The sequence below is a fragment of the Paraburkholderia sp. RAU6.4a genome, from assembly GCF_050435625.1.
GTDB lineage: Bacteria > Pseudomonadota > Gammaproteobacteria > Burkholderiales > Burkholderiaceae > Paraburkholderia > Paraburkholderia tuberum.
This window is the reverse complement of sequence record NZ_JBNDKQ010000003.1, coordinates 1,193,136-1,217,364: the sequence shown is the minus strand read 5'-3', so window position 1 is coordinate 1,217,364 and position 24,229 is coordinate 1,193,136. Positions and strand designations below refer to the sequence as shown.

Here is a 24,229-nt window from a genome sequence, read left to right as displayed (position 1 = left end):
AGACCATGTTAGCTCACACAGACGCCACCGCTGCCTACACGAAGCGCTTCGAAGCCGTTCTCGCCTATATCGATGCAAACCTCGAGGGCAATCTGTCGGTCGACGCGCTAAGCCGCATCGCAAACTTCTCGATGTTCCATTTTCATCGACAGTTTGTCGCGTATGTCGGCGTGCCCGTCGCACGCTACGTGCAGTTGATGCGCTTGCGTCGCGCGGGCCGCCGCCTCGCGTCGCAGGCGTCGTGCCCGGTTCTCGATGCCGCGCTCGACGCCGGCTTCGACAGTCCCGAAGCCTTCAGCCGTGCGTTCAAGCGTGCGTTCGGCTTGGCGCCGAGCGCGTTTCGACGACATCCAACATGGCAATTCTGGAGTGCGAGTTTTGTTGTTCCCTATGTTTCGAGGAAACTGACCATGCAAGTGAAAATCGTCGATTTTGCGGAGACCCGCGTTGCCGCGCTCGAACATTGTGGTTCGCCCGGACTCGTCAATGAAAGTGCGCGCAAGTTCATCGATTGGCGTATTCAAAGCGGACAATCACCGGTGGCGTCGAGCCGAACCTTCGGCGTCCCGCACGGCAATCCAGACACGGTGCCAGCGGATGAATTCCGTTTCGATATCTGCGGAGAGATCGACGAGCCGGTCGCGCCGAATCTCTATGGCTTGCGCGAGCTCGTGATGCAGGGTGGACGGTGCGCGGTGGTTCGGCACACGGGATCGACCGACCACATCGGCGAGACGATCTACCCGGTCTATCGCGACTGGTTGCCTTCGAGTGGGGAAGAGTTGCGGGACCATCCGCTGTTTTTCCACTACCTCAGCGTCTATCCTGAGACGCCGCTGGATCAGTGGCAGACGGATATCTACATTCCGTTGGTGTGATTGGGATGGGTGTGATGAGCATGTGAGATGCCTGCTAGTGCGAAGCAAGTCGCTCCCAATTCTTCGCGAATGCTCATGTCCGAAGCCGCGGTTCGCTCGAATTTCAATTCGATTTCGGCATCGGTATCAATTGCATTGAGCGAGTGTTGCCGGATTGCTAATTCGGCAAAAAATGCAATTTCGAAATGTCTCTGTTTTCGCTGCATGTACCTCGATTCTCACTGGAACCACGCAATACCTCAAATGTCAAAAAAAGACGTCACCCGTCCATTTTGGGGAGATATCAAATGGCTGCCACGCAATCAGGGGCGGTGCCCCTCTCGGATGAGGAGGCTCGGCGCCAGTTGCGCCGTGCTGTCATCGCCAGCACGATTGGTACCACAATCGAATGGTATGACTTCTTCCTGTACAGCATTGTCACGGGTCTTGTATTCGCGAAACTGTTCTTTCCTGAATCGGACCCGCTCGTCGGCACACTGCAAGCTTTTCTGATTTACGCTGTCGGCTTTATTGCGCGGCCGGTGGGCGCGGCGATTTTCGGCCACTATGGCGATCGCATCGGACGTAAAGCCACGCTAATCGTGACGCTGTTGCTGATGGGACTCGCGACGTTTGCCGTGGGCTTTGTTCCAACCTATGCGACGATCGGTATCTGGGGGGCAATCCTGCTCACGGCGCTGCGCTTCATTCAAGGTGTGGGCGTTGGAGGCGAGTGGGGCGGTTCGGTGTTGATGTCGATGGAGTGGGCACGTACCAACAAGCATCGCGGTTTCATCGCGTCCTGGCCGCAGTTCGGCGTACCGGCGGGATTGTTCGTCGCGAATCTGGTGGTGCTTGCCATCAGTCAGATCTCCGGCAGCGCATTTCTCACCTGGGGCTGGCGGGTGCCGTTTTTCCTCAGTATCGTGCTGGTCGCGATCGGCCTTTATATCCGCTTGAGTATCCTCGAGACGCCTATCTTCGCGAAGCTGCTCGCTGAGCGCAGGATCGAAAAGGCGCCGATGCGTGAAGTATTGCGCCGGCAGCCGAAAGACATTCTTCTGTCGGCTCTTGCGCGTATGGCGGAACAGGCGCCGTTCTATATTTTCACGGCCTTTATATTCACCTATGGTGTGATGAGTCTGGGCGTCACACGCGATCTGTTGCTCACGGCAGTGCTGGCCGCTTCGGTGCTGGAATTCTTCACGATTCCGCTGTTTGGTCACGTGTCTGATCTGATCGGACGTCGACGCATGTATGTGATCGGTGCCGCTGCTGTCGGGCTATTCGGCTTCCTGTACTTTTTCATGGTTGGAACCCATAACCCGATATGGATCTTCGCGGCCATCGTACTTTCGCTGGTGCCGCATGCGATGATGTATGGTCCCCAAGCCGCGTTGATCGCCGAATCGTTCACGGGGCGCTTGCGCTACAGCGGTGCGTCGATGGGCTATCAGTTGGCTTCCGTCATCGCTGGCGGTCCGGCACCGTTGATTGCGACGGCGCTTTATGCTTACTTCCATTCGGGATTTGCGGTGGCGTGGTATGTCTTCGCGTGCGCGGTGATTAGCGTGGCCGCCGCCATGCGATTGGGCGATTACACGAATAAGGACATTTCGCGGGAATACGACGACGTGCATGCATTGCATGACAGCAGACATGCCACTCCGTGAATGATCAGGCGGATGGCCGGGCACAACGGCCATCCACAACGGCCATCCGCCGAATCGACCATCAACTTTTCAGCGGCAACCAGACTTCGACTCCACCCATCCCCGTCACCGGGTCGAACTGCTCGCCATACCGTTCGAAATGCGGTGCATCGGCAGGCACGTGCCCTGACGCGGGCAACCACTGATTCCAGATCGTATTCATCGTGCGACGAATGCCTGAGATGTGCTCGCGATGAGCGAACACCGCATACCGTTGCGCGGCGATGCGCACACGACTCAACTCTGGCGGCAATGCGGAAAAATCGCTGACTTCGACGCCGCACATGTAGTCAAAGTTACCCAGTTCATCGGCGTTATAGCCAACGCCATAAGCCACCTTGCCGACCTGTCCCGGCACCCTGCCGTACCAGGCGCCAAAGCGCTGCCATTGGGATGGGATCGCCTTGCTGCTGTCGCACGTATAGCGCTCGCTCAGTCCAGCGACGAGAAACGCCCGCGCGTCTTCGAAGCGCGGTGGGTCCAGATGGGTGAGAAGGGTTTCGTCCATTTTGATCGGCTCCACGATGGTCAGGTTGTCGAGATGACCCCGCGCGCGCAGCGCGTCGGGCGTGAGCCCGAACTGTTCGCGAAACGCGCGCGTGAATGCTTCGTGAGAGCCGTAGCCGGCGTCGAGAGCGACCGCGAGGATGTCGGGCGCACCATCGGCCAGACGTCGTGCGGCCTCGCTCAAACGCCGTGCGCGAACGTAGCGCATCACCGGCATCCCGGTGGCCGCTTCGAACGCGCGTGCGAGGTGAAAGCGCGATACGCAGCCACAGCGGGCGATGTCGTCGAGCGTCAACTCGCCGGCGAAGTGGCTTTCGATATACCAGAGCGCTTTTCCAACCGGGTTCATCTCGGCTCTCATGTCAGCATGAAGCCAGCATAGTCAGCGGCGCACTCACGCATTTGATCGCGCTTGCGGTTTTGCAGCCGCGGCGGAGGGCCGAGACGATTCCGCCGCGTCACCATGCACGCCCGCGGCGCCACCCGCCTGCCCCGGCCTCAGCAACAGCCCACCCAGCACGCCGGCCGCCGCCGCAAAAACCGCCCCAAACAGAAACGCGACGTGATACCCGCTGTTCAGCGCAGCCGCCGCACTCGACGACGCCTGCATCGCCTCGCTACGCGCCGCGGCAAGACTCGCGAGCACCGCAAGCCCGAGCGCCCCGCCCATCATGAACGATGTATTGACGATGCCCGACGCGAGGCCCGAATCGGCGGGATCGACGTCGCTCATCGCGGCGAGCAGCAGCGGATTGAACGCGATGCCCGCGCCAAAGCCGAGCAGCAACATGCCGGGCAACACGTCCGGTACGAAGCTGCCGTCGACGGGCGCACGCGCGAACAGCGCAAGCCCGCATGCCGCGATCAGCAGGCCGGCCGCGAGCGGACGACGCAGCCCGAAGCGCATCACCACGCGCGCCGACAATCCCAGCGAAAAGAGTCCCATGATCAGGTTCGCGGGCAGAAACGCGAGCCCCACCTGCAATGGCCGATAGCCGAGCACGCGCTGCAGATACAGCGCCGAAATAAAGAACCACGCGAACATCGCCGCCGCCCACAACACGCCGACCAGGTTCGCGGTCGCGACATTGCGCAAACGCAGCAGAGCGAGCGGCATCAAAGGGTGTTCGATTCTCGCCTCGATTGCGAGGAACACGGCAAGCAGCGCGAGCCCGACGAACAGCAGGCCGAGTGTTTGTGCCGAAGTCCAGCCCGCTTCGTTGCCGTTGACGATTGCATAGACCGCCAGCATCAGCGATGCAGTCACGCTGAGCGCCCCGGCCACGTCGAGCCGTTCGCCGTGCGCGTGGCCGCGCGCGGCGGGCAGTAGCGCGAGGCACAGCGCGTACACCGCAATGCCGATCGGCAGATTGACCAGGAAGATCCAGTGCCAACTCAGCAGGTTGGTGAGCAGTCCGCCGAGCAGCACGCCGATGCTGCCGCCGCCCGCGCAGACAAAGCCATACACGCCCATCGCCTTCGCGCGTTCGCCGGCTTCGGTGAACAGATTCATGATCAGCGACAACGATACCGCCGAGACGATCGCACCGCCCAGGCCCTGCACGGCGCGCGCGGCGACCAGCAGCACCTGCGAATTCGCGAGGCCGCAGGCGAGCGAAGCGAGCGTGAAGAGCGTAATGCCGCTGAGAAACAGCTTGCGGTGTCCGTACAGATCGCCAAGCCGGCCGCCGAGCAGCAGGCAGCCGCCGAACGTCAGCATGTAGGCGTTGACGACCCACACGAGCGAAGTTTCGCTAAAGCCGAGATCGGCTGCGATGGACGGCAGCGCGACGTTCACGATGGTCGTGTCGAGCACGATCATCAGTACGCCGAGGCAGAGCACGATTAGCGCGAGCCAGCGTTGCTTGCCGTGGAGGGAATGGGTCATGCGGACGCCCCTTTACGCGGATTCGGTCGATCACCGACGATGGGTTTTCGAGTCTAGCACCCGCACATTTAGCGTCCAACTACGAAATCCTGGGCGGCGGCGTTGCGCGAAGCCGCGCGCGGTGGCGGCTTCGAACGGGAAGGAAGGCCGTACCAGGGTTGCAGAAATCTCAGGTATCTACGTTTATATTAAGGATAGTTACGACTTCACCGACAAGCCTGGCGAGGTGTCGCAATATCTTGGCCATTGGAGCAAAAACGGGGTGATCGTTCTGGCGTACAACGGCGCGATGTCATATCTGAACGAACCGCGATTGTATTTTTCCTATCCCGTTGCACTTGGGAACCCGAAGGTCAGGGGCAACGTGTACTACCCGGTTCACAATAAGGACTTTAGAGAGTGGGCAATGAAACACCAGCGAGGAGGTGACTTCGTGATCTATTCGGATCGAAAGCCTGTTCGAATCGACCCACCGATCAAGGTGTATTTATGAAACCCGGGCGATCGATCGGATGGGGCGCCGTAGTGCTCACAGTCGCGTTTGCCGTGCTTCTCGTCGCGACGCACACCGATCACAGGAATGCGAGCGAATGCATCAAAAGCACGTCAAAAAACGGCCGCTACACTGCAGAGCGGTGCCTGCTCCAATGGAGAGGCGGCAACGACCCGGCGTATCTCGGTCAGGTCTACGACGCCGCGTCAGGCAAACTGCTAGTGCGCAGAACCTTCAGCACACCGGTTCCTGAATTGATTTGGGTGGACGACGAAGGCGTTTCATTTTCCCGCGGCGGCGACGACGCGTCGTTTATCAAGCTGCCGCCGTCATTCTATGATCGCATGATCGCCAGATTTTCGTCGATTGGATGATGAGTTTTTCGGTCTTGCATGCCGCCATTAATACGCGCTGCCGGCGCGAGTCATTCGGATGATGTACAGCGACGGCAGCACCACTTCCTTAAACCTTTGACTTACCCCCCATCAACCCATTCGACGGCAACGTCTCATCGAGCAACTTCCTCGCACTTTCAATCCCCGCCACCGGCAAGCCCTCCGGATCGAGCAGCCCCACCTGCACGAGCACCGAAGCCTGATCCCAATAGATATGCTCGTTATAAAGCTTGTCACCGCGGAAGCACACCACGGCGAGCATCGGCACCTCGAAGTACTTGCCGGTCGGCGCGACGCCCGGCAGCAGCCAGTCGATTTCGCAGCTATGCGTGCAGCTGAAAATGAATTCATCGACGACGCGATCCGAGCCGATCGTGCGCGAAATCGGAATCAGCTTCGTATCGGGCGGATTCGAGTTGACGAAGTGATGCGTGTAAAAGCGCTTCAGATTGTCATGCCCGACGCCGCCCGTCATCGTCGGCACGTGATTGACGTAGGGCTCGGCGACCATCGTCGGCATCACCGCGTCGACGTCGCGTGTCGCGAACTCGTGATAGCAGTGCGCTTCCCACAGCGCGTTCAGATCGTAGACCGGACCGAGCACCTTGCGCAGCAGCGCGAGCGTGCGCGAGTACGCCATCATCGCGGCGGGCTTGTCGTACTGTTTGCGCTGCGGCGCGGCGAACGCGTGATCGCGGCCGGGGTACACGTATTGCTCGATTTGCGGTCGCGTGCGCAGCGCGGCGCTGATGCGCTCGCGCGTTTCGGGTGGGCAGTGCGCGTCGTTTTCAGGGAAGTGGAACACCATCGGGCAGTTGATTGCCGTTACTTCGTCGAGATGCGCTTCGAGGCCCACGCCGTAATAGCTGACCGCGCAATCGACGTCGGTGCGCGCCGCGCTCAGAAACGCGAGCTTGCCGCCGAGGCAGTAGCCGACCACGCCAACCTTGCCGGCCTGCTCGGGCAGTTCGCGCGACGCGGCGACGGTGGGCGGCGATGTCCTTGACCGCGACGTCGGCGTCGAACTGCCCCAGATAGCCGAGCGCCTCTTTCATGTCGGCGTCGCCGTAGCCAAGCGCAATGCTCGGCTTGATGCGCCAGAACAGATCGGGCACGAGCACGACGTAGCCTTCTTCGGCGTAGCGATCGGCGGTCGCTTTCATCGTGTCGTTGACGCCGAAGATTTCCTGCAGCAGCACGAGCCCTGGGCCCGAGCCCTGCGCGGGCCGCGCGACGTATGCGTTGAAACGGCCGCCATCGTGGGCGACGACTTCGATGAAAGAGCCGGCCATGCAGTCTGCCTCCAGTCTCACGAAAGATAGGGGTTACGTCATCATGCGCAACTCGAAACGTTTGAGCTTGCCGGTTTCGGTGCGCGGCAGCGCGCCGACGAACGTGATGACGCGGGGATATTTATACGGCGCGACGTTATTCTTAACGAAATCCTGCAGCTGCGCGACCAGTTTATCGTCGGCGGTGTAGCCCGGGTTCACCACGACGAAGGCTCGCACGATTTGCCCACGCGTTTCGTCGGGCACGCCGATCACGCCGCATTCGGCCACCGCCTCGTGCTGCATCAGCACGCTTTCCACCTCAGGACCGGAGATGTTGTAGCCGGCCGACACGATCATGTCGTCGGCGCGCGCCTGGTAGAACACGTAGCCGTCCGCGTCGAGATAGACCGAATCGCCCGGCAGGTTCCAGCCGTCGCGCACGAAGCGCGACTGCCGTTCGTCGGCCAGATAGCGGCAGCCGGTGGGGCCGCGCACCGCGAGTTTGCCGATCGTGCCGGGCGGCACGGGTTGCATGTCGTCGTCGACGGCCTGCACGACGTAGCCCGGCACCGCGCGGCCGATCGCGTTCGGCCGGATCTCCGCGCCTTGCGACGAAACGAAGATGTGAATCAGCTCGGTGCCGCCGATACCGTCGATCATGTCGATGCCGGTCGCCTCGCGCCACAGGCGCCGCGTCGAATCGGGCAGCGCCTCGCCGGCCGACACGGTCTTCTGCAGCGACGAAAGGTCATGTTGCGCGACGAGCGGCGCCATCTGCCGATAGAACGTCGGCGCGGTGAACATCACGGTCGCATGAAATCGTTCGACCACCTCGAGCAAGGTCTGCGGCGTCAGCTTTTCGATCAACACCGTCGAGGCACCGACGCGCAGCGGAAAGCACAGCAGCCCGCCGAGCCCGAACGTGAACGCGAGCGGCGGTGTGCCGCAGAAGATGTCGCTCGCGCAAGGCTTCAGCACATGACGCGGGAACAGGTCGCACATCGCGATCATGTCGCGATGGAAATGCATGCAGCCTTTTGGCGCACCGGTCGTGCCGCTCGTGAACGCGATCAGGCAGATGTCGTCCGCGGCGGTGTCGCTAGCGGTGAAGTGCTCGGGCTTGTTGACGGCGAGCGTGTCGAGCGAATCGGCGGAGTCGTCGTGAAAGCGGCGGGTCTGTTTCAGCACCGCGCAGTAGAACTCGTCCCGCGGATTCGTGCAGCGCTCGAGTTCCGCGCTCAGGCGCGCGTCGCAAAGCGCGGCGCTGACCTGCGCCTTCTCGATGATCTGCTTGAGCTCCTTCGCGCGCAGCAGCGGCATGGTCGGCACGACGACGAGCCCGGCCTTCAGCGCCGCGAGTGTGGCGACGGCCATCTGCAATGTGTTCGGTCCGCGCAGCAGCACGCGGTTGCCGGGGCGCAAGCCCATTTCATCGACGAGCACATGCGCGCTGCGGTTGACCCGCGCGAGCAGTTCGCCGTACGTGGTGGCTTGCGGCTTGCCGTCCACGTCGGACCAGATCGCCGGCCGGTCGCGATGCCCCGCCTCGATGGTCCGCTCCAGCAGTTCGGTTGCGCAGTTCAGCCTCGGCGGATAGGCGACGTCCGGATTGTCGAGCAGTAAGACGGGCCATTGATCCTGCGGCGGAAGATTGTCGCGCGCGAAAGTATCGACGTGTGTTGACGGTTCCATCATGGTCTCCCGAGGCGTTGAGCCGGAAAATGCGCATCGTTCGGTGTGAAGGGCTTGCCTGTGCGTTCGGTACCTGTACGACGTTCAGTGCGGAATCACCGCAGTGGCTTCGATCTCGACCTTCGCGCGGTCTTCCATCAGCGCGACGACCTGCACCGCGCTCATCGCGATGTCGTAGCCGCCGATCAGCTCGCGAAACGCGCGGCCGATGTCTTTCAGCGATGCGAGATACTCGCGCTTGTCGGTCACGTACCAGGTGAGGCGCACGAGGTGTTCGGGCTTGCCGCCCGCTTCGCGCAACACGGCGAGCAGATTCTTCAGCGCCTGCTCGGACTGCTGCGCGAAGTCATCGGACTGGAACTGCGCCTGTTCGTCCCAGCCGATCTGGCCGGCGATGAACACCTGCGTGCCGCTCGCAGCGACGCCGTTCGCATAGCCGCGCGGCTTGACCCAGCCGGCGGGAAGGAGAGCCTGTTTCATGAGCGATGCGCCTCGATGGAGGGGGCCGATGGAGCGTACGCCGCGAGCGCGCTCGCGACGTCGCCGGGAATATCGATGGATTGGCCGCTGTCGAACGATATGAACACGAGCACCTGTATAGATCGAAAACGCGTTTCGCCGTTGCAATGACCGTGAATCTCGATGCCGATCGAACTGCGGCCGATGGTTCGGACCTTGAGCGTGAGCTGGATCGTTTCGCCCATCTGGCTCGGCCGCAAGAACTCGCAGTCGAGCTTGACGATCGGCAGGCCGATGCGGCGCCGCGCGATCATGTGCGCGTAGTCGATGCGCAAGCCCTCGTTGAACCAGTCTTCGACGAGCACGTTGGTCATCAAGAGGTACTGCGGAAAGAACACGATGCCCGCGGGATCGCAGTGCGAAAAGCGGATGCGTATGGGCCGCTCGAACGAAGTGCTCATTGCGCATTCCCGTTCGCGGCGGCATGCGCCTTCAACAGATCGCGGCCGACGATCAGCTGCTGCACCTCGGTCGCGCCTTCGTAGATGCGCAGCGCGCGGATCTCGCGGTACAGCATCTCGACCGCGCTGCCGCTCTGCACACCCATGCCGCCGTAAAGCTGCACTGCCGCGTCGATCACCTGCTGCGCGCCTTCGCTCGCGTGCCACTTCGCCATCGCGGCTTCGCGCGTGACGCTTTCGCCCTGGTCGCGCAGCCATGCGGCGCGATAGACGAGCAGCGCGCTGCTGTCGATCGTCAACGCCATCTGCGCGAGCTTCGCCTGGGTCAACTGGAAGTCGCCGAGCGTCTGGCCGAACATCTTGCGCGACGCCGCGCGCGCGAGGCCCTCGGCCAACGCATGACGGGCAAAGCCAAGCGATGCGGCCGCCACCGAGGTGCGGAAAATATCGAGCGTGCGCATGGCGATCTTGAAACCTTCGCCGGGCGCACCTAGCATCTGGCTCTTCGGCACGCGCGCGTTCGTGAAGCGCAGGCGCGCGAGCGGATGCGGCGCGATTACGTCGATGCGCTCGGCGATGTCGAGGCCCGGCGTCTGCGCATCCACGATGAACGCGCTGATGCCGCGCGCGCCCGGCGCTTCGCCAGTGCGCGCGAACACCACGTAGAAGTCCGCGATGCCGCCGTTCGAAATCCACGTCTTTTCGCCGTCGAGCACGTAGTGCTCACCCTCTTCGCGAGCCGCGAGCGCCATCGCGGCGACGTCCGAGCCCGCTTGCGGCTCCGACAGCGCGAACGCGGCGATCGCCGTGCCGCTCGCGACGCGCGGCAGATAACGCGATTTCTGCTCATGCATGCCCGCGAGCGAGATCGCGCCCGAGCCGAGGCCTTGCATCGCCAGTGCGAAATCGGCGAGGCCCGAATAGCGCGCGAGCGTTTCGCGCAGCAGGCATACGGCGCGCGTATCGATCGTGTCGCCGTGCCCGCCATAGGCGACGCCGCCAACGCCGTATTTCAGCCAGCCGGCGTGACCGAGTTCGCGCACCAGCAGACGGCAGGTCGCATCGGTGTCGCCATGCTCGTCATGCGTGAGATGCGCGCGGCACCATGCGTCGATGGCTGCCGCGAGTTCACGATGACGCGGCTCGAAAAACGGCCACGCGAGCGGGCTGTGCAAATCGATCGGGATGTTCTGATGGTCGGCGCTCAACTCAGTCTCCTTCGAACACCGGACGCGTCTTCGCCGCGAACGCGTTGTATGCGCGCTCGAAATCGCGCGTGCCCATGCAGAGCGCCTGCGCCTGCGCTTCGGATTCGATCGCTTCGTCGATGCTCATACTCCATTCCTGGTGCAGCATCTTCTTCGTCATGCCGTGCGCGAAGCTCGGGCCGGCCGCGAGATCGGCGGCGAGCTTCTGTGTTTCTTCGATGAGCGCGGCCGGGTCGCACAGGCGGCTGTAGAAGCCCCAGGCGTGAGCTTCGTCGCCGCTTGCCGAGCGGCCGGTGAACAGCAGTTCGGCGGCGCGTCCCTGGCCGATGATGCGCGGCAGCATCGCGCACGCGCCCATGTCGCAGCCGGCGAGGCCGACGCGCGTAAACAGGAACGCGAGCTTGCTGCGCGCGGTGCCGAGGCGCAGATCGGAAGCCATCGCGAGGATCGCGCCGGCGCCCGCGCAGACGCCGTCGACGGCTGCGATGATCGGCTGCGGGCAATGGCGCATTGCCTTGACGAGGTCGCCGGTCATGCGCGTGAACAGCAACAACTCGGGCATCGGCAGATCGATCAGCGGGGCGATGATGTCGTGCACGTCGCCGCCCGAGCAGAAGTTTTCGCCCGCGCCGTGCAGCACGACGGCTTTCACGTCGGTCGCGTACGCGAGATCGCGGAACAGGTTGCGCAGCTCCGCATACGATTCGAAGGTCAGCGGGTTCTTGCGCTCGGGACGGTTCAGCGTGATCGTCGCGACCTTGTCGGTCACCGACCAGCCGACATGCTTCGCCTCGTGGCCTGCCAGGGTCAGGCGGTTGCCGGACAACAGTGCATCGGCGTTCGATCGTGTCATGTATTCCTCCAGTGCGAAGTCAGCCTCTCAGGCTGTCGAGCAGATGCTGCTTGAGCTTGCCGAGGTCCTGATGCGTCTTCATCTTTTCGTCGAGGCTCAGGCCGCCGAACAGTTCGACGACCCATTGCTCGTGCGCGACGGCCATTTTGTCGAACGCCTTGCGGCCAGCGGGCGTCAGGCACACGCTGATCGAGCGGCGGTCGTTCGGATCGGTGTCGCGCGTGACGAGCCCTTCCTTTTCGAGCTGATCGGTGATGCCAGTGACGTTGCCGCCCGTCACCATCAAACGGCGCGATAGCTCGGTCATCTTCAGGCCATCGGGATGTCGTTCGAGCTGCGCCATCAGATCGAATCGCGGCAGCGTGGTGTCGAATTCGGTGCGCAGACGTTTGCGCAATTCGGCCTGGACGAGGTTGGTGGTGGTCAGCATGCGCAGCCACAAACGCAGGCCCATGTGGCTGTCCGCACCGGTGCTCATTTCGAGGTCCACGACGTTCTCCGCGGGTTGAGCCACGCCTTTGCGCGACAGCTTCGCATCCGATGCCGCCGCCGACTTTTTTGCTTGGGTTGATTTGCTCACATCACTTCTCCACCCGAAATGGAAATGGATTGCCCCGTGATCGCATCCGAGCCGGGGCGGCACAGCCACAACACCGCGTTCGCGACCTGCTCCGGATTCACGAAGCGGCGCTGCGGATTCGAGCGCAGCAGCGTTTCGCGCGCCTGTGCTTCGGTGCGCGAGGTCTTGCTCGTGATCTGTTCGAGCGAGGCATGCAGCAGCTCGGTTTCGGTGTAGCCGGGGCACACTGCGTTGACCGTGATGCCGCGCGTCGCGGTTTCGAGCGCGAGCGAGCGCGTGAGACCGATCACGCCGTGCTTCGCGGCGCAATACGCGGCGACGTACGCATAGCCGATCTGCCCCGCGGTGCTCGCGACATTGACGATGCGGCCATAGCCACGCTCGAGCATGCCGGGCAGGACGGCGCGCGTGCCGAGAAACACGCCAGTCAGATTCACGTCGAGCATGCGTTGCCACAGCGCGATATCGGTGTGCGTGAACGGCGCGGCCTGCGCCTGGCCCGCGTTGTTCACGAGGATATCGACGGCGCCAGCCTGCTCGAATGCGCGCGCCACCGAATCTTCTTGCGTGACGTCCACGCTGATACACGCGACGTCGCCGAGCGCCGCGCATTGCTCACGCTGCGTGTCGAGGCGTTGCGCGTTGCGGCCCATCAGCGTGACGCGCGCGCCGGCGCGCAGCAGCGCCTGCGCGATGGCCGCGCCGATGCCGCTGCCGCCGCCGGTGACGACCGCGTGTTGTCCGGCGAGAGGAGTGTCTGAGGTGTTCACACGGTTCCTTCGGCGCGTTGCGCGCGTTGTTGCGCCGTGAGGCCGGCATTGGCGATGGCCTGCGCACGCTCGCGTTCGAGGTTGCGTTCGAGCTGCATTTTCGCGGCGGTATAGGGTTTCGGCCACGCGACGTCGAGATAGCCGATCTTTGCCGCTTCGTTCAACGTCCACGACGGATTCGCGAGATGCGGACGCGCGATCGCGCACAGATCGGCGCGACCCGCCGCGATGATGCTGTTCACGTGGTCCGCTTCCGAAATCGCACCGACCGCGATCGTCGCGATGCCGGCTTCGTTGCGCACGCGATCGGCGAACGGCGTCTGGAACATGCGGCCAAACACGGGCTTTTCTTCCTTGCTGACCTGGCCCGACGACACGTCGATCATGTCCGCGCCGGCCGCCTTGAACGCTTGCGCGATCTTCACGGCGTCGTCGGGCGTGTTGCCGCCATCGACCCAGTCGTGCGCCGAAATCCGCACCGAGATCGGCTTGTCTTGCGGCCACACCGCGCGGATCGCGCTGAATACCCGCAGCGGATAACGCAGACGGTTTTCGAGCGGACCGCCGTATGTGTCGGTACGGTGATTCGTGAGCGGCGACAGGAAGCTCGACAGGAAATAGCCATGCGCGCAGTGCAGTTCGAGCCAGTCGAAACCCGCTTCGATCGACATGCGCGTCGCCTCGACGAACTGCTGCTCGATGGCGCGCAGCTCCTCATGCGTGGCTTCGCGCGAATGCTGGCTGATACCGCGCAGATACTGCTGCGGCGACGCCGAAACGAGTGGCCAGTTGCCTTCGTCGAGCGGCTGATCGATGCCTTCCCACGCGACGCGCGTCGAACCTTTCGCCCCCGAGTGGCCGAGCTGGATGCCGATCTTCGCATCCGATTGCAGATGAACCAGATCGACGATGCGTTTCCACGCGACCAGATGCTCGGGCGCGTACATGCCCGGGCATCCGGGCGTGATGCGCGCTTCGGGCGACACGCAGGTCATCTCGGTCATCACGAGCGCGGCGCCGCCCATCGCGCGCGCGCCGAGATGCATCAGGTGATAGTCGCCGGCCACGCCGTTTACCGCCGAGTACTGCGCCATCGGCGACACCATCACGCGATTTTTCAGCTTGACGCCGCGCACCGTGAAGGGGGTGAACATCGGCGGAATCGAATGCCTGTCAGCTGCGCGCTCGACACCCGCGCGCTTCGCGAGCCAGTCCTCGAAACCGGACAGATACTGCGCATCGCGCTCGCGCAGGTTCTCGTGCGAGATGCGCTGCGAGCGCGTGAGCAACGAATACGCGAACTGTTCCGGCTCGAACGACGTATAACGATCGACGTGCTCGAACCATTCGGTCGAATTGCGCGCGGCGTTCTGGATGCGCAGCACGTCGACGCTGCGTACTTCGGTGTAGTGCTTCAATGCGGCGGCCAGATCGTCCAGGTGCGAACCCGGGTGCGCGCTGATGCTGTTCGCGAGTTCGATCGCGTCTTCGAGCGCGAGCTTGGTGCCCGAGCCGATCGAGAAGTGCGCGGTGTGCGCGGCGTCGCCCATCAGCACGATCGGCGTTCGTGTGCCGTTCGCGTTGCTGCGCCAATGCACCCATTCCTTGTTGACGACGCGCGGAAAACGGATCCATTGCGACGAGCCGCGCAGATGCGCCGCGTTCGACATCAGCGCGTTGCCGTCGAGGTACTTCGCGAACAGCTTCTCGCAGAACGCGATGCTGTCTTCCTTGCTCATTTCGTCGAGACCGGCGGCGCGCCACACGCGTTCCGGTGTTTCGACGATGAACGTCGAGGTTTGATCGTCGAAGCGGTAGGCGTGCGCCTGGAACCAGCCGAATTCGGTTTGCTCGAACGCGAACGTGAACGCGTCGAACAGCTTCTTCGTACCGAGCCACACGAAGCGGCAGTCGCGCACGTCGATGTCCGGCTGGTAGGTGTCCGCGTATTTCTGGCGCGCGAGGCTGTTCAGGCCGTCGCTCGCGATGATCAGGTCCGCGTCGTACGCGCTGTCGTCCACGACCTGGGTTTCGAACACGAGCTTCACGCCGAGTTCTTCGCAGCGCGCTTGCAGGATATTCAGCAGACGTTTGCGACCGATGCCGCAAAAACCGTGGCCCGATGAGCGCACGCTGCGGCCGCGAAAATGAATCTCGATGTCGTCCCAGTGATTGAACGCGTCGAGAATCGCCTCGGCGCTCGGGGCGTCGGCGGCGCGCAGATTGCCGAGCGTCTGGTCGGAGAACACGACGCCCCAGCCGAAGGTGTCGTAGGGGCGGTTGCGCTCGATTACCATGACTTCATGGCCGGGGTTACGTTGTTTCATCAACAGACCGAAGTACAAACCGGCCGGACCGCCGCCGATACAGACTATGCGCATGCTGGGTTCCCCAAAATGAACTCTGCGGTGAGATTAATTTAGGTTTTGATAATTTAGATGTCAAGTAAATTTCGGGGACGGGTATCGAGTCGTGTTCTTGATCCTGGAAATAAAAAGCGTCGGTGAAAAATAAAGAGTGTCACGCGTCTCTCACAATGCGGAATATCGGACTGACGTTTCAGTATGCGAAAGCAGGGCGGGAGCCCCTTCGGGGACGCGCAACAAAGCCTGCATCGAAGCAGGCGAGAACTAGCAGGGCTTGGGCTACGCCCGGAGAAAAGCGCATTCGACTTGCAGCAAAAATCCGCGACGGACTTTTTTTGCGCACCGCAAAGGTTTCTGGCTATCGGGTTCTTCACTCATCGAAGGGCTACTTGGCTTCAGTCTTCCGCTCAAGTCGCATCCGTCCCGGTGGCTCGAAGTACGTGCCGAACCGCACCAGGCCGGCCTTCTTCATGTGGCACGTCATCTCGAAGCTCACGAGCACGCCGGGGTCCAGGTTGTCGATGATCTCGACGTCGATTGCGCGAATCCGGGGTTCGTACTTCAAAAGCGTTGCCTCCATCTGCTGCCTGAGCAGGTGGGACGAAGCGGGCAGTGCCTTGTAGATGTTCGTGAGGTCCGGCAGGCCATAATCGGGCAGGTGCTTGAGCGCGCCCGCGCGCGTGTTGAGGATGCGCCGCACATTCTGCTGCACGCTCATGATTTCGAGCGTTCTGTCGTCGTAGGCATCGAGCGGCTCCCCGCCGATCTGGCCGAGCAGCATGTCGTAAAGGGACGGGCCTGCTGGCATCGTGCGCTCTCCTAGATGCCGGCGTCGACCGGCACACGTTCGCCCGTTTGCTCCACTGCTGGTGCGTTCGCCCCGGCTGCCGGCACATCATCGTGCTCAACAAAGTCGATCGTGAGATTCCCTTCAGACGAACCGGACAGCTGGATTTCCGCCGGCGCCTCGCCGTTCGCCATCCGCGTGAGCAGTTCGCGCGACACGGCGGGCAGGATCCGCTGGTTGAGGAACGCATCGACGTTGCGCGCACCCGATTCACGCGCGAGGCAACGCTGCGCGAGTGAATCGGTCAGGGCGTCATCGGCGGTCAATGCGACGTCGTGCTGCCTGCGCAGACGGTCGGCGATTTTCGCGAGCTTGAGCCGCACGATCGAAGCGAGCGCACCTGCGTCCAGAGGGCGATACGCCAGCGTCTGGAAGCGCGCGAGCAGCGCGGGCTGGAAGTGCGCAACGAGCTGCGGATGGATCGCCTCGAGCAGTTCGGCCTGCGAGATGGCCGGGTTCTCCGCTGTCGCCTCGTCGATCTGCGCGCTGCCGAGGTTGGAGGTCATCAGGATCACGCAGTTGCGGAAGTCGATTTCGCGGCCTTCGCCGTCGCGCATCATGCCGCGATCGAACACCTGATAAAAGATGTCGAGCACATCGCGATGAGCCTTCTCGATCTCATCGAGCAGCACGACGCTGTACGGGCGTTGCCGCACCGCTTCTGTCAGGATGCCGCCGCGGCCATAGCCGACGTAGCCAGGCGGCGAGCCTTTCAGTTGCGACACCGTGTGTGCTTCCTGGTACTCCGACATGTTGATGGTCGTGAGCGCCGCCTCACCGCCGAATAGCACATCGGCAAGCGCAAGCGCTGTCTCGGTCTTGCCGACACCCGAGGGACCAGCCAGCAGGAACACGCCGAGCGGCGTGCGCTCGCTCTTCAGCCCCGCCTTGGCGGTGCGCAGGCTCTCCGCGAGCGCGGCCAGCGCATCGTCCTGTGCGACGACCCGCTTCGCGAGACTGTCCTCGATCGTCAGCAGGCTCCTGAGTTCGTCCTCGACAAGTTCGCCGACCGGCACGCCGGTCCACTCAGCGACTACGCGTGCGATCGCCTGCGCATCAACGTCCGCAAAAACCAGCGCTGTCCTGCCCTGTGCATCGGCCAGTGTCCGCTTCGCGCTCGCAAGCGCTCCGGCATCCGGTTTTGAATCTTTCGTATCCCGCTGTGCATGCAACGCCTGGACAAGCCCCAACTCATGCTCGTAGCGCGCCTGCAAAGCCATCAGTTCACTGTTCGCATCAGCAAGAGCAGCAATGAGCGCATCACGTCGCGGCGTGACGTCCGCAGTGACATTGCTAGCGCCGGCCCGTTCGTCCGCGTCGAGCGTCGAGCGTTCAATTTCGATCGCGGCGACTGCTGCGCGGGCACGCTGCAGCTCGGACGGCGGCGATTCCAGCCCCATGCGCACGCGCGCCGCGGCCGTGTCGATCAGGTCGACCGCCTTGTCGGGCAACTGCCGGGCCGGGATATAGCGGCGCGAGAGTTTCACGGCCGCGACGAGCGCTTCGTCGCGGATGTGCACGTTATGGTGTTTCGCGTAGCGGCTCGCGAGCCCCCGCAGCATCAGGCACGCTGCTTCGTCATCGGGCTCGTCGACCTTGATGATCTGGAAGCGCCGCTCGAGTGCCGCGTCGCGCTCAAAATATTCCTTGTATTCCGACCAGGTGGTGGCCGCGATCGTGCGCAGTTCACCACGCGCGAGCGCGGGTTTCAGCAGGTTCGCCGCGTCGGCGCCGCCGGCGGCGTTGCCCGCGCCGATCAGCGTGTGGGCTTCGTCGATGAAGAGCAGGATTGGCACGGGCGAAGCCTGCACCTCATCGATCACGTTCTTCAGGCGCTGCTCGAATTCGCCCTTCACACCGGCGCCTGCCTGCAGCAGGCCCAGGTCGAGCGTCAGAATGCGTACGTCGCGGATCACATTGGGCACGCTGCCTTCAGCGACGCGTAGCGCGAGGCCTTCGACCAGCGCGGTCTTGCCAACACCCGGCTCGCCGACGAGGATCGGATTGTTCTTGCGTCGCCGCGCGAGCACGTCGACCATCTGCTGGATTTCGCGTTCGCGCCCGAACACGGGGTCAATCTCGCCGCGACGGGCCTTGTCGGTCAGGTCGATGGCGAACCGGGCAAGTGCCTCGCCCTCGATCGGGCGTTGCGGCGCATGTTTCGTAGGCGCACTGGTGGCCGACGGCGGTTGGCTTGCGTCGACTCCGGATGCTGACGCTGTCGTTGGCGCCGCCGGTTCTGCTTCGTCGGGCTGGTTTTCGCAGGACTGGTGGCCGAGTCGCGGGATCAGGCGCTGGATCTGCGCGCTACTGACCGACAGCAGCGGCCACGCGTTTTGCGCACGCAGCACGTGCGGCGCGTCAACAATCGCCTGCAACAGATGACCAGAACGGATCGGCTGGTCCTCATCCTGCGATGATGCCCAGTTCCAGGCATCCTGCAGCACGGTCGCCAGCTGTAGGGAAAGGGCGGGTTTGCCGCGCAGGTTGCGGGGCAGATGATCGATCGCCGCGATCAGCGCGTCCCAGACGGCATTGATGTCGATTCCGTAGTGGCACAGGATCGCAGGAATGTCGCCGTCGTCTGCCTCGATGAGCTTGAGCAGCCAGTGCTCGACGGTGATCTCGTCCGCGAGGCGCGTCTGGCAGAGGCTCGCAGCCGCCTCGAGCGCTCTCGCGCAGTGCGGGTTGAGCCGGCGAAGCAGGTGGGTAGAGTCGCGCAGTGTCATATCAATGCCGTATCACGGAACGGGGCAGAAACGCCGCTCTACCCGTATCAAAAAAGTGCCAGCCCACGTACGGGGCTGGCAAAAAAGGAACCGGCTGCGGGGTGCAGTACCGGTTCCGGCACAACATGGCTTGTGGCCAGGATCAGGACCGCTCGTTCCAGGTATCCTTGTGGATGATGTTGCCGTCCTTGTACGACCACGTGATCGTCTCGTAGCGCAACTCGACCTCTTCGATGTGGTTGTGCTTCTCGTAGTCCGGATTCTTGATATCGAGCATCTTCGGGTTGACGGCCACGATCTTCACATTGTCGAGCCTGGTGTTGAAGTACTCTTTCTCCTTGCCCGCGTCGTCGATCTTGTACCACTTGATCTCAACCGACTTCAGCGTCTGACCGCTCGTCACCGCCTTGTACAGGTACGGCGTCGACGCATCGGTTTCCTTGGTCAGCTTGATCGGCTTGTGCACGCGCGTACCGGTCAGCTTGCCCGTGTTGCCGTCGGTCGGGATGTTCACGCCATGGTCGAACGCGACGAGCTCGACGCTGCCTTCGCGACCCTGGACCGTCACCGAACCCTTGATGTCCGCACCGCCGTCGTCCTTGACCCACATGTAAGCCGGAATTGCCATCTTTCACTCCCTTTTCTGGTACTACGACAATCGCCCGGAGCCAGCCCCCGAGCCTCTGAAACCCGAAGCGTTCGCTTCGAGGGCTAAAAATGGTCCTGCTATCTGGTCGAATCCCCCAACGGGATTTCTTTGGGGGCGTCCGGCACCAGCGTGATTTCGACGCGCCGGTTCCTGGCTCGCCCCTCCTGCGTATCGTTGCTCGCGATCGGCCGCGTATCGCCGTAGCCCTGGATCGCGAACTGCGTGGCGGCAATGCCCGACACCTCGATGAGCCAGTCGCGCACCGCGCCCGCGCGTGCGACCGACAGCGTCAGGTTGCTGTCCGGACTGCCAACGTTGTCGGTATAACCGGCCACGAGAATCCGTTTGTCCGGATGCGACCTGATCATTTCAAGCGCACCGACCATCGCGCGCGTCGAGCCGGGCTTCAGTTGCGCTCGGCCGCTGTCGAACAGCGACATGCTGTCAAGCGTGACCACCGCAGGTGGAGGCGGCGGCGGCTGGTAGGTTGCGATCGCCTGGTTGAGCGCCGGCATCAACTGCGCACCGCGGTACATGCCGAAGGAAAGTCCGAGCGGCACCCCTGTGCGTGAATAGCGGTCGAGCTGGTCGCGATCGGCCACGAGAGCCTGCAGCGCATCGCGCTTCGCGGCGTCGTGTGCAGCAGGAATCATCGAATATCTTCCGAGATCCGCGCCGATACGGGTGAGCAGCGCCTGATTGTTCCTGGCGGCGCCCCAGGACGCCACCGCGATCGCGCAGGCAACCAGAGCAACGGCGTGGGCGAGAGCCGCCAGGCGCGGCGACATCCACAACCGCCGCGGCATGGCCTCGATCAACGGCTGGGGCAGCGGCCACGGCAGCGGGGACGCCGGCAGTGCGGGCGGCACGACCCGGGTCTGCATTTCGACGTCGCGCTCCCAGGGCCTGCCCGGACCGCTCGCCGGCCCGCAATCGATCCAGCCCGCGCCGAACAGTGCCCACGGCGTGGCCGGCTGCCGGCGGTCGCTTAGCACGCCGATCACGACGCGCTGGGTCCAGCCGACGATCGAAGCCAGGCTTGCCGCGCGTGCCGCCACGGCACGGTCGCCTCCGGCCCGCTCAACTTCAGTTTCGGCCACCTGGACCACGGCTTCAAAACGGCTTGCGTCAGCCAGGCGCGTAGCCGATGACACGCCATACCACTGTGGCATCGCGAGTGTGGCCGGCGCATTGGTGAGCCGCTGGTAGACGGCAACAAAGCCTGGCAGGCGCACGCCGAGCATGCGCGAGGCGTCAGCGACGGACTGCCGCACGACGCGCAGATTCTGCGTCAGGACGTCTTCACCCGCGTGCAATGCCGGCGCAACCGACAGCACGACACCATCGGGTGCGCGCCCATCGCGCCACTGCTTCACGGCCACCGCAAGGCGGGGCAGATCCTGCAGCCGGTCGGCCCGTAGCCATATTGCGCCGTCGCCAACGTGTGCGAGACGCCGCTCTCCGGCAATCCGGTCGAACAGGTTCCCCAGGGCGTCGCCGGTCACGAGCACGAGCGGCATGCGGGTGCGCAGGTTGACCGGGATATTCGACGTAGCGGCGCCGAGTGCAGTCAGTACGTGTACGTTCTGTTCGCGCGCGCGTGAGAGCTGACGGGTGCGCAGCCAGATCAGTACCAGCCAGGACAGGACGATGGGGACAGTGAGCGTCCATGCGAGACCCTGTCCGGCGCCCCGTCCCACAGGGACTTCCGTTGGTCGAAGGAAGCCGCCCTGGGGGACAGGCAACACCAGCCAGATAACGGCGAGCGCGAGCGCGGCCATCAGTGTCACGATGGCACGGAACGGGTAACCCAGGCCCTCCAGCGCGCGGCTCTGCGCCTGGCCCCGCATCTGACCCGACCCGGGGTCCAGTGTGCGGCTCGTGTCCCCGAGCGCCGGTCCGGACGGTTCGTGCAGATCGGACTTCACGGCCGCGGCGCCGTCGGTACAGCTGGTACGAGGTGCGCAATCTGCGCATCGAGCACCTGTGCCCATATCAGCCAGATCACCGCGGCCGCCACGCACGCGAGGCCGGCAATCGCCCAGGGCGAGAGGCGGTAGAACCAGTCCGAGAACCGCCTGCCGGTACGATCGGCAAAGAAAGGGCGCGCAGCGACCGGGCGCCCCCCAAGGGGACTTCCTTCGGGGCGTAGTTTTTCGAGTTGCGTACTGAGTGAGGCGATCAGCACGGAACGCTTCGCTTCGCCTTCACGGGCGTAGCGGCCCATGAACCCCATCCCGAGGACCGCCGCGTAGCATTCGAGTAGGGCAATGTGCGGCGACGCTTCACGCATCCGCTGCTCGAGCCGTTCGAACACGCGTTCGCCCGCGTCATGCTTGCCAAACCGCTCGACCTGCAACGGTTGCGCATCCCAGACCGGCTTGTTCTCCGCACTCAGGTTGCGCAGTACGGCCTCGTCGAGCAGGCCGCATTGGGCAACCTCCGCGTCTTCGCGGACGTCCGCGGCAAAACCGCGCTGATCGAGCGCGGTTGAGAAAGCCGCCATCAGCTGCTTGCAACGTTGACGCAGGGTAGCAGGGTCGTCCGTGTGGCCCCCCTCGGACAATCGCGTCACGAGCAGGGCCGTGTCGCGCAACAGGTCCCGGATACCACCGGCGGAAGTACGGTTCGCAGAGGCCGATCCACCCATCAGGGCGGTCTCGCCGCGGGCAGGGGTGAGCGTGTTCGTCAGCGTGCTCATGAGCGCAACACCGCGTAAAGTTCAAGCGACGCGTCGGGAACCGACGTCGGCAGGTAGATCTGGCAGGCGCGGGCGGCCAGCATCCGCGCGTGCGCGGGATCGCTCGCGTCGAGCGCGAAGTACTGGTTGTCCAGCCGCACCGGAATGGCGGCCGGCACACGCTGCACGGCCTTGAGTGGAATGCCTGGGAGCGCCGAATTGACGATGTGCTCGATATCGTCCGGCGCACCTATCTTGCAGAGCCTCGGGAACTGCTCGACGAGTTCGAATGCAGGCGACGCGGCGTGGACCGACAGGTACCAGTCGGCGGAACTCGCCACGATGCGCTCGTCGAGGAACTGGCCCGCCCATGTCGTCGGATTCCTGTGCGTGAGCCCAATCGACACCACACGCGACGGAATGATCGCGTCGAGCAGATCACGGATCTGCGTCTCGAGCCTGGCGAATACTTCATCGGCACGTACGTGGTCATACGCCGGAATGTCGCCGAGCTGCGAGCCGCTCGAGAACGTCATGAGGACGCTCGCCAGCTGGGCAAGCGTCGAGTACAGCCGCTCGGGAGGCTGGCCCGGATGCGTCGAGAAGAACCGCAGTTGCGGCCAGACCGTATGGATGCAGTGGAGCAACCAGAACAGCTGCACGTCGGCCACGCCGTATTCGGCAACCTGCTCGATCCGTTCGCTTCTGCGCGAACCCAGCGCCGTGCTCTTCGCCTGCAGGATGTCGGCAAGACGATTGATCCGTTCGACGTGCAGCGCATGACTGCCAAGCGTCAGGCACGGTGGCACGTATCGGTGGTCGACCTGAAATTGCCCGCTCGTGGTACGCGTCAACCGGGCAATCGCACACACCGTGTCGTCGGCATGCGACTCGAAGTCGAACAGCAGTCGCACCGCATGGCGTTCGGCGGCAATCTCGGCCTCGCCGGTACCGTTGAGGTCGATGACCTTGACGAACTCCCGGTATGAGCGCCGCGGCCGCGCCAGCGTCGCTTCGTCGAACCGGCAGTTGCTGCCCGTGGCATTGAACAGCGGCAGGGCGGCCAGCACGACCACGCTCTGCACATCGGCTGGCAGTCCCTGCGTCAGATCACGTGCAGGCGGTAACGCATCGGTCACCGTGGAGTCGATCAGTGTGCCGTCCGGAAAACGCAGCTTCAGTCGGGTGAGCTTCAGACGCCCAGCTGCAAGCACTTCCTCGTCGATATCGATGCCCTGCGTGCCCCACGGCTCGGCGACGCAGGCGGCAGCGATCTGGTTCAACGTGAAGTCGACGTTTCGGCCCAGCTGCTGGAAGTGCTGTTGGGTCAGGATCAGCCCTTCGTGAAAGAGCGGTTTATCGATCCGCATGGGTGTGGTTGTGCCGTTATCTTGGATTACGGTGAGTGGCGATTCTATACGCGTGACTTGTGATCCGTATACAGTTGCGAATAGTTAAGCATGCGAACTACATGAAATAGAGGATGGTTATTTTTGAGATATTGTCCGTGCCAGAATAGGCAATATTCTCGATGCATGGTTAGCGCGATGTTGCCATCGTACCGTCTTCATCATTGAAAGATTGTCAGAGAATGTCACGCCCTTGTGAGCCCATGCCAGCAACGGTTTCGTGAAAATTGTCACGCATTCGCATACCTCGTTTATCAAATTATTCATATTGACGAGTCTGAATGCGTATTGAATTGACGATAATTAACAATTATTTACGACGACTTTATAATCCGTATCGTTTTCACAACGCCGACGTACTTTGACTCGGCGCGGGTAAACCTGTTTAATAGCGCGTGGC

21 protein-coding genes and 1 pseudogene are annotated in these 24,229 nt (G+C 63.1%); 4 read left to right on the top strand and 18 right to left on the bottom strand.

Annotated features, from left to right (window positions below):
• Positions 1-5: 5 nt before the first annotated feature.
• Positions 6-878 carry an AraC family transcriptional regulator gene (locus OKW40_RS30155; protein ID WP_429493118.1) on the top strand — a complete coding sequence of 291 codons (873 nt, stop codon included), beginning with the start codon at positions 6-8 and terminating at the stop codon, positions 876-878.
• Here the strand turns inward: OKW40_RS30155 and OKW40_RS30150 are convergent.
• A complete protein-coding gene (locus tag OKW40_RS30150) occupies positions 860-1,084 on the bottom strand; it encodes a hypothetical protein (protein ID WP_429493117.1) in 225 nt (74 codons plus the stop codon). The two genes, OKW40_RS30155 and OKW40_RS30150, sit on opposite strands and share 19 nt — an antisense overlap.
• 81 nt (positions 1,085-1,165) lie before the next feature.
• Between OKW40_RS30150 and OKW40_RS30145 the strand changes: the two genes are divergently transcribed.
• Entirely contained in the window at positions 1,166-2,530 is a 1,365-nt protein-coding gene (locus OKW40_RS30145; protein WP_429333238.1) for an MFS transporter, read from the top strand.
• A gap of 61 nt (positions 2,531-2,591) precedes the next feature.
• Here the strand turns inward: OKW40_RS30145 and OKW40_RS30140 are convergent, their stop codons facing one another.
• Together OKW40_RS30140 and OKW40_RS30135 are read right to left on the bottom strand one after the other, a co-directional pair.
• Positions 2,592-3,425: an AraC family transcriptional regulator gene (locus OKW40_RS30140; protein WP_187629996.1), complete on the bottom strand. Its 834-nt coding sequence runs from the start codon at positions 3,423-3,425 to the stop codon at positions 2,592-2,594.
• A 45-nt stretch (positions 3,426-3,470) separates the two neighbouring features.
• Positions 3,471-4,964, bottom strand: a complete 1,494-nt coding sequence (locus OKW40_RS30135; protein ID WP_429493116.1) for a DHA2 family efflux MFS transporter permease subunit — start codon at positions 4,962-4,964, stop codon at positions 3,471-3,473.
• Between the two features lie 121 nt (positions 4,965-5,085).
• Between OKW40_RS30135 and OKW40_RS30130 the strand changes: the two genes are divergently transcribed.
• On the top strand, positions 5,086-5,457 hold the full coding sequence (locus OKW40_RS30130; RefSeq protein ID WP_429493115.1) for a DUF6402 family protein: 372 nt from the start codon (positions 5,086-5,088) through the stop codon (positions 5,455-5,457).
• The gene (locus tag OKW40_RS30125; protein WP_184057926.1) at positions 5,454-5,831 is read left to right on the top strand and encodes a hypothetical protein; all 378 of its coding nucleotides are present in this window, start codon (positions 5,454-5,456) and stop codon (positions 5,829-5,831) included. Before OKW40_RS30130 ends, OKW40_RS30125 begins: the two co-directional genes overlap by 4 nt.
• A gap of 88 nt (positions 5,832-5,919) precedes the next feature.
• Here OKW40_RS30125 and OKW40_RS30120 read toward each other — a convergent pair.
• From OKW40_RS30120 to tssK, 15 genes and pseudogenes are all read right to left on the bottom strand, one after another.
• A pseudogene (locus tag OKW40_RS30120) lies at positions 5,920-7,144 on the bottom strand (dienelactone hydrolase family protein).
• A 33-nt stretch (positions 7,145-7,177) separates the two neighbouring features.
• Complete coding sequence (locus OKW40_RS30115) at positions 7,178-8,818, bottom strand: AMP-binding protein (protein WP_429493114.1); 1,641 nt, start codon at positions 8,816-8,818, stop codon at positions 7,178-7,180.
• Positions 8,819-8,902: 84 nt separating this feature from the next.
• Positions 8,903-9,298 carry a RidA family protein gene (locus tag OKW40_RS30110; protein WP_429493113.1) on the bottom strand — a complete coding sequence of 132 codons (396 nt, stop codon included), beginning with the start codon at positions 9,296-9,298 and terminating at the stop codon, positions 8,903-8,905.
• Complete coding sequence (locus OKW40_RS30105; RefSeq protein ID WP_429493112.1) at positions 9,295-9,738, bottom strand: acyl-CoA thioesterase; 444 nt, start codon at positions 9,736-9,738, stop codon at positions 9,295-9,297. The genes OKW40_RS30110 and OKW40_RS30105 overlap by 4 nt, the downstream gene beginning before the upstream one ends.
• Entirely contained in the window at positions 9,735-10,946 is a 1,212-nt protein-coding gene (locus OKW40_RS30100; protein ID WP_429493111.1) for an acyl-CoA dehydrogenase family protein, read from the bottom strand. Before OKW40_RS30100 ends, OKW40_RS30105 begins: the two co-directional genes overlap by 4 nt.
• Position 10,947: 1 nt before the next feature.
• On the bottom strand, positions 10,948-11,799 hold the full coding sequence (locus OKW40_RS30095) for an enoyl-CoA hydratase family protein (protein ID WP_429493110.1): 852 nt from the start codon (positions 11,797-11,799) through the stop codon (positions 10,948-10,950).
• Positions 11,800-11,818: 19 nt separating this feature from the next.
• Positions 11,819-12,379: a MarR family winged helix-turn-helix transcriptional regulator gene (locus OKW40_RS30090; RefSeq protein WP_184030378.1), complete on the bottom strand. Its 561-nt coding sequence runs from the start codon at positions 12,377-12,379 to the stop codon at positions 11,819-11,821.
• Positions 12,376-13,149, bottom strand: a complete 774-nt coding sequence (locus OKW40_RS30085) for an SDR family NAD(P)-dependent oxidoreductase (RefSeq protein ID WP_090807882.1) — start codon at positions 13,147-13,149, stop codon at positions 12,376-12,378. Before OKW40_RS30085 ends, OKW40_RS30090 begins: the two co-directional genes overlap by 4 nt.
• Positions 13,146-15,530 (bottom strand): bifunctional salicylyl-CoA 5-hydroxylase/oxidoreductase, encoded by a 2,385-nt coding sequence (locus tag OKW40_RS30080; RefSeq protein ID WP_429493109.1) that lies wholly within the window; start codon positions 15,528-15,530, stop codon positions 13,146-13,148. Before OKW40_RS30080 ends, OKW40_RS30085 begins: the two co-directional genes overlap by 4 nt.
• A 370-nt stretch (positions 15,531-15,900) precedes the next feature.
• Positions 15,901-16,323 carry a type VI secretion system baseplate subunit TssE gene (gene tssE / locus OKW40_RS30075; RefSeq protein ID WP_429493108.1) on the bottom strand — a complete coding sequence of 141 codons (423 nt, stop codon included), beginning with the start codon at positions 16,321-16,323 and terminating at the stop codon, positions 15,901-15,903.
• Positions 16,324-16,334: 11 nt separating this feature from the next.
• Entirely contained in the window at positions 16,335-19,091 is a 2,757-nt protein-coding gene (gene tssH, locus OKW40_RS30070; RefSeq protein ID WP_429493107.1) for a type VI secretion system ATPase TssH, read from the bottom strand.
• A gap of 142 nt (positions 19,092-19,233) precedes the next feature.
• Positions 19,234-19,719, bottom strand: coding sequence for an Hcp family type VI secretion system effector (locus tag OKW40_RS30065; protein WP_090807873.1), 486 nt, complete (start codon positions 19,717-19,719; stop codon positions 19,234-19,236).
• A gap of 98 nt (positions 19,720-19,817) precedes the next feature.
• Positions 19,818-21,521, bottom strand: a complete 1,704-nt coding sequence (locus OKW40_RS30060) for an OmpA family protein (protein WP_429493966.1) — start codon at positions 21,519-21,521, stop codon at positions 19,818-19,820.
• A gap of 143 nt (positions 21,522-21,664) precedes the next feature.
• On the bottom strand, positions 21,665-22,441 hold the full coding sequence (locus OKW40_RS30055) for a DotU family type IV/VI secretion system protein (protein WP_429493106.1): 777 nt from the start codon (positions 22,439-22,441) through the stop codon (positions 21,665-21,667).
• A complete protein-coding gene (gene tssK / locus OKW40_RS30050) occupies positions 22,438-23,790 on the bottom strand; it encodes a type VI secretion system baseplate subunit TssK (protein ID WP_429493105.1) in 1,353 nt (450 codons plus the stop codon). Before tssK ends, OKW40_RS30055 begins: the two co-directional genes overlap by 4 nt.
• Positions 23,791-24,229 lie beyond the last annotated feature (439 nt).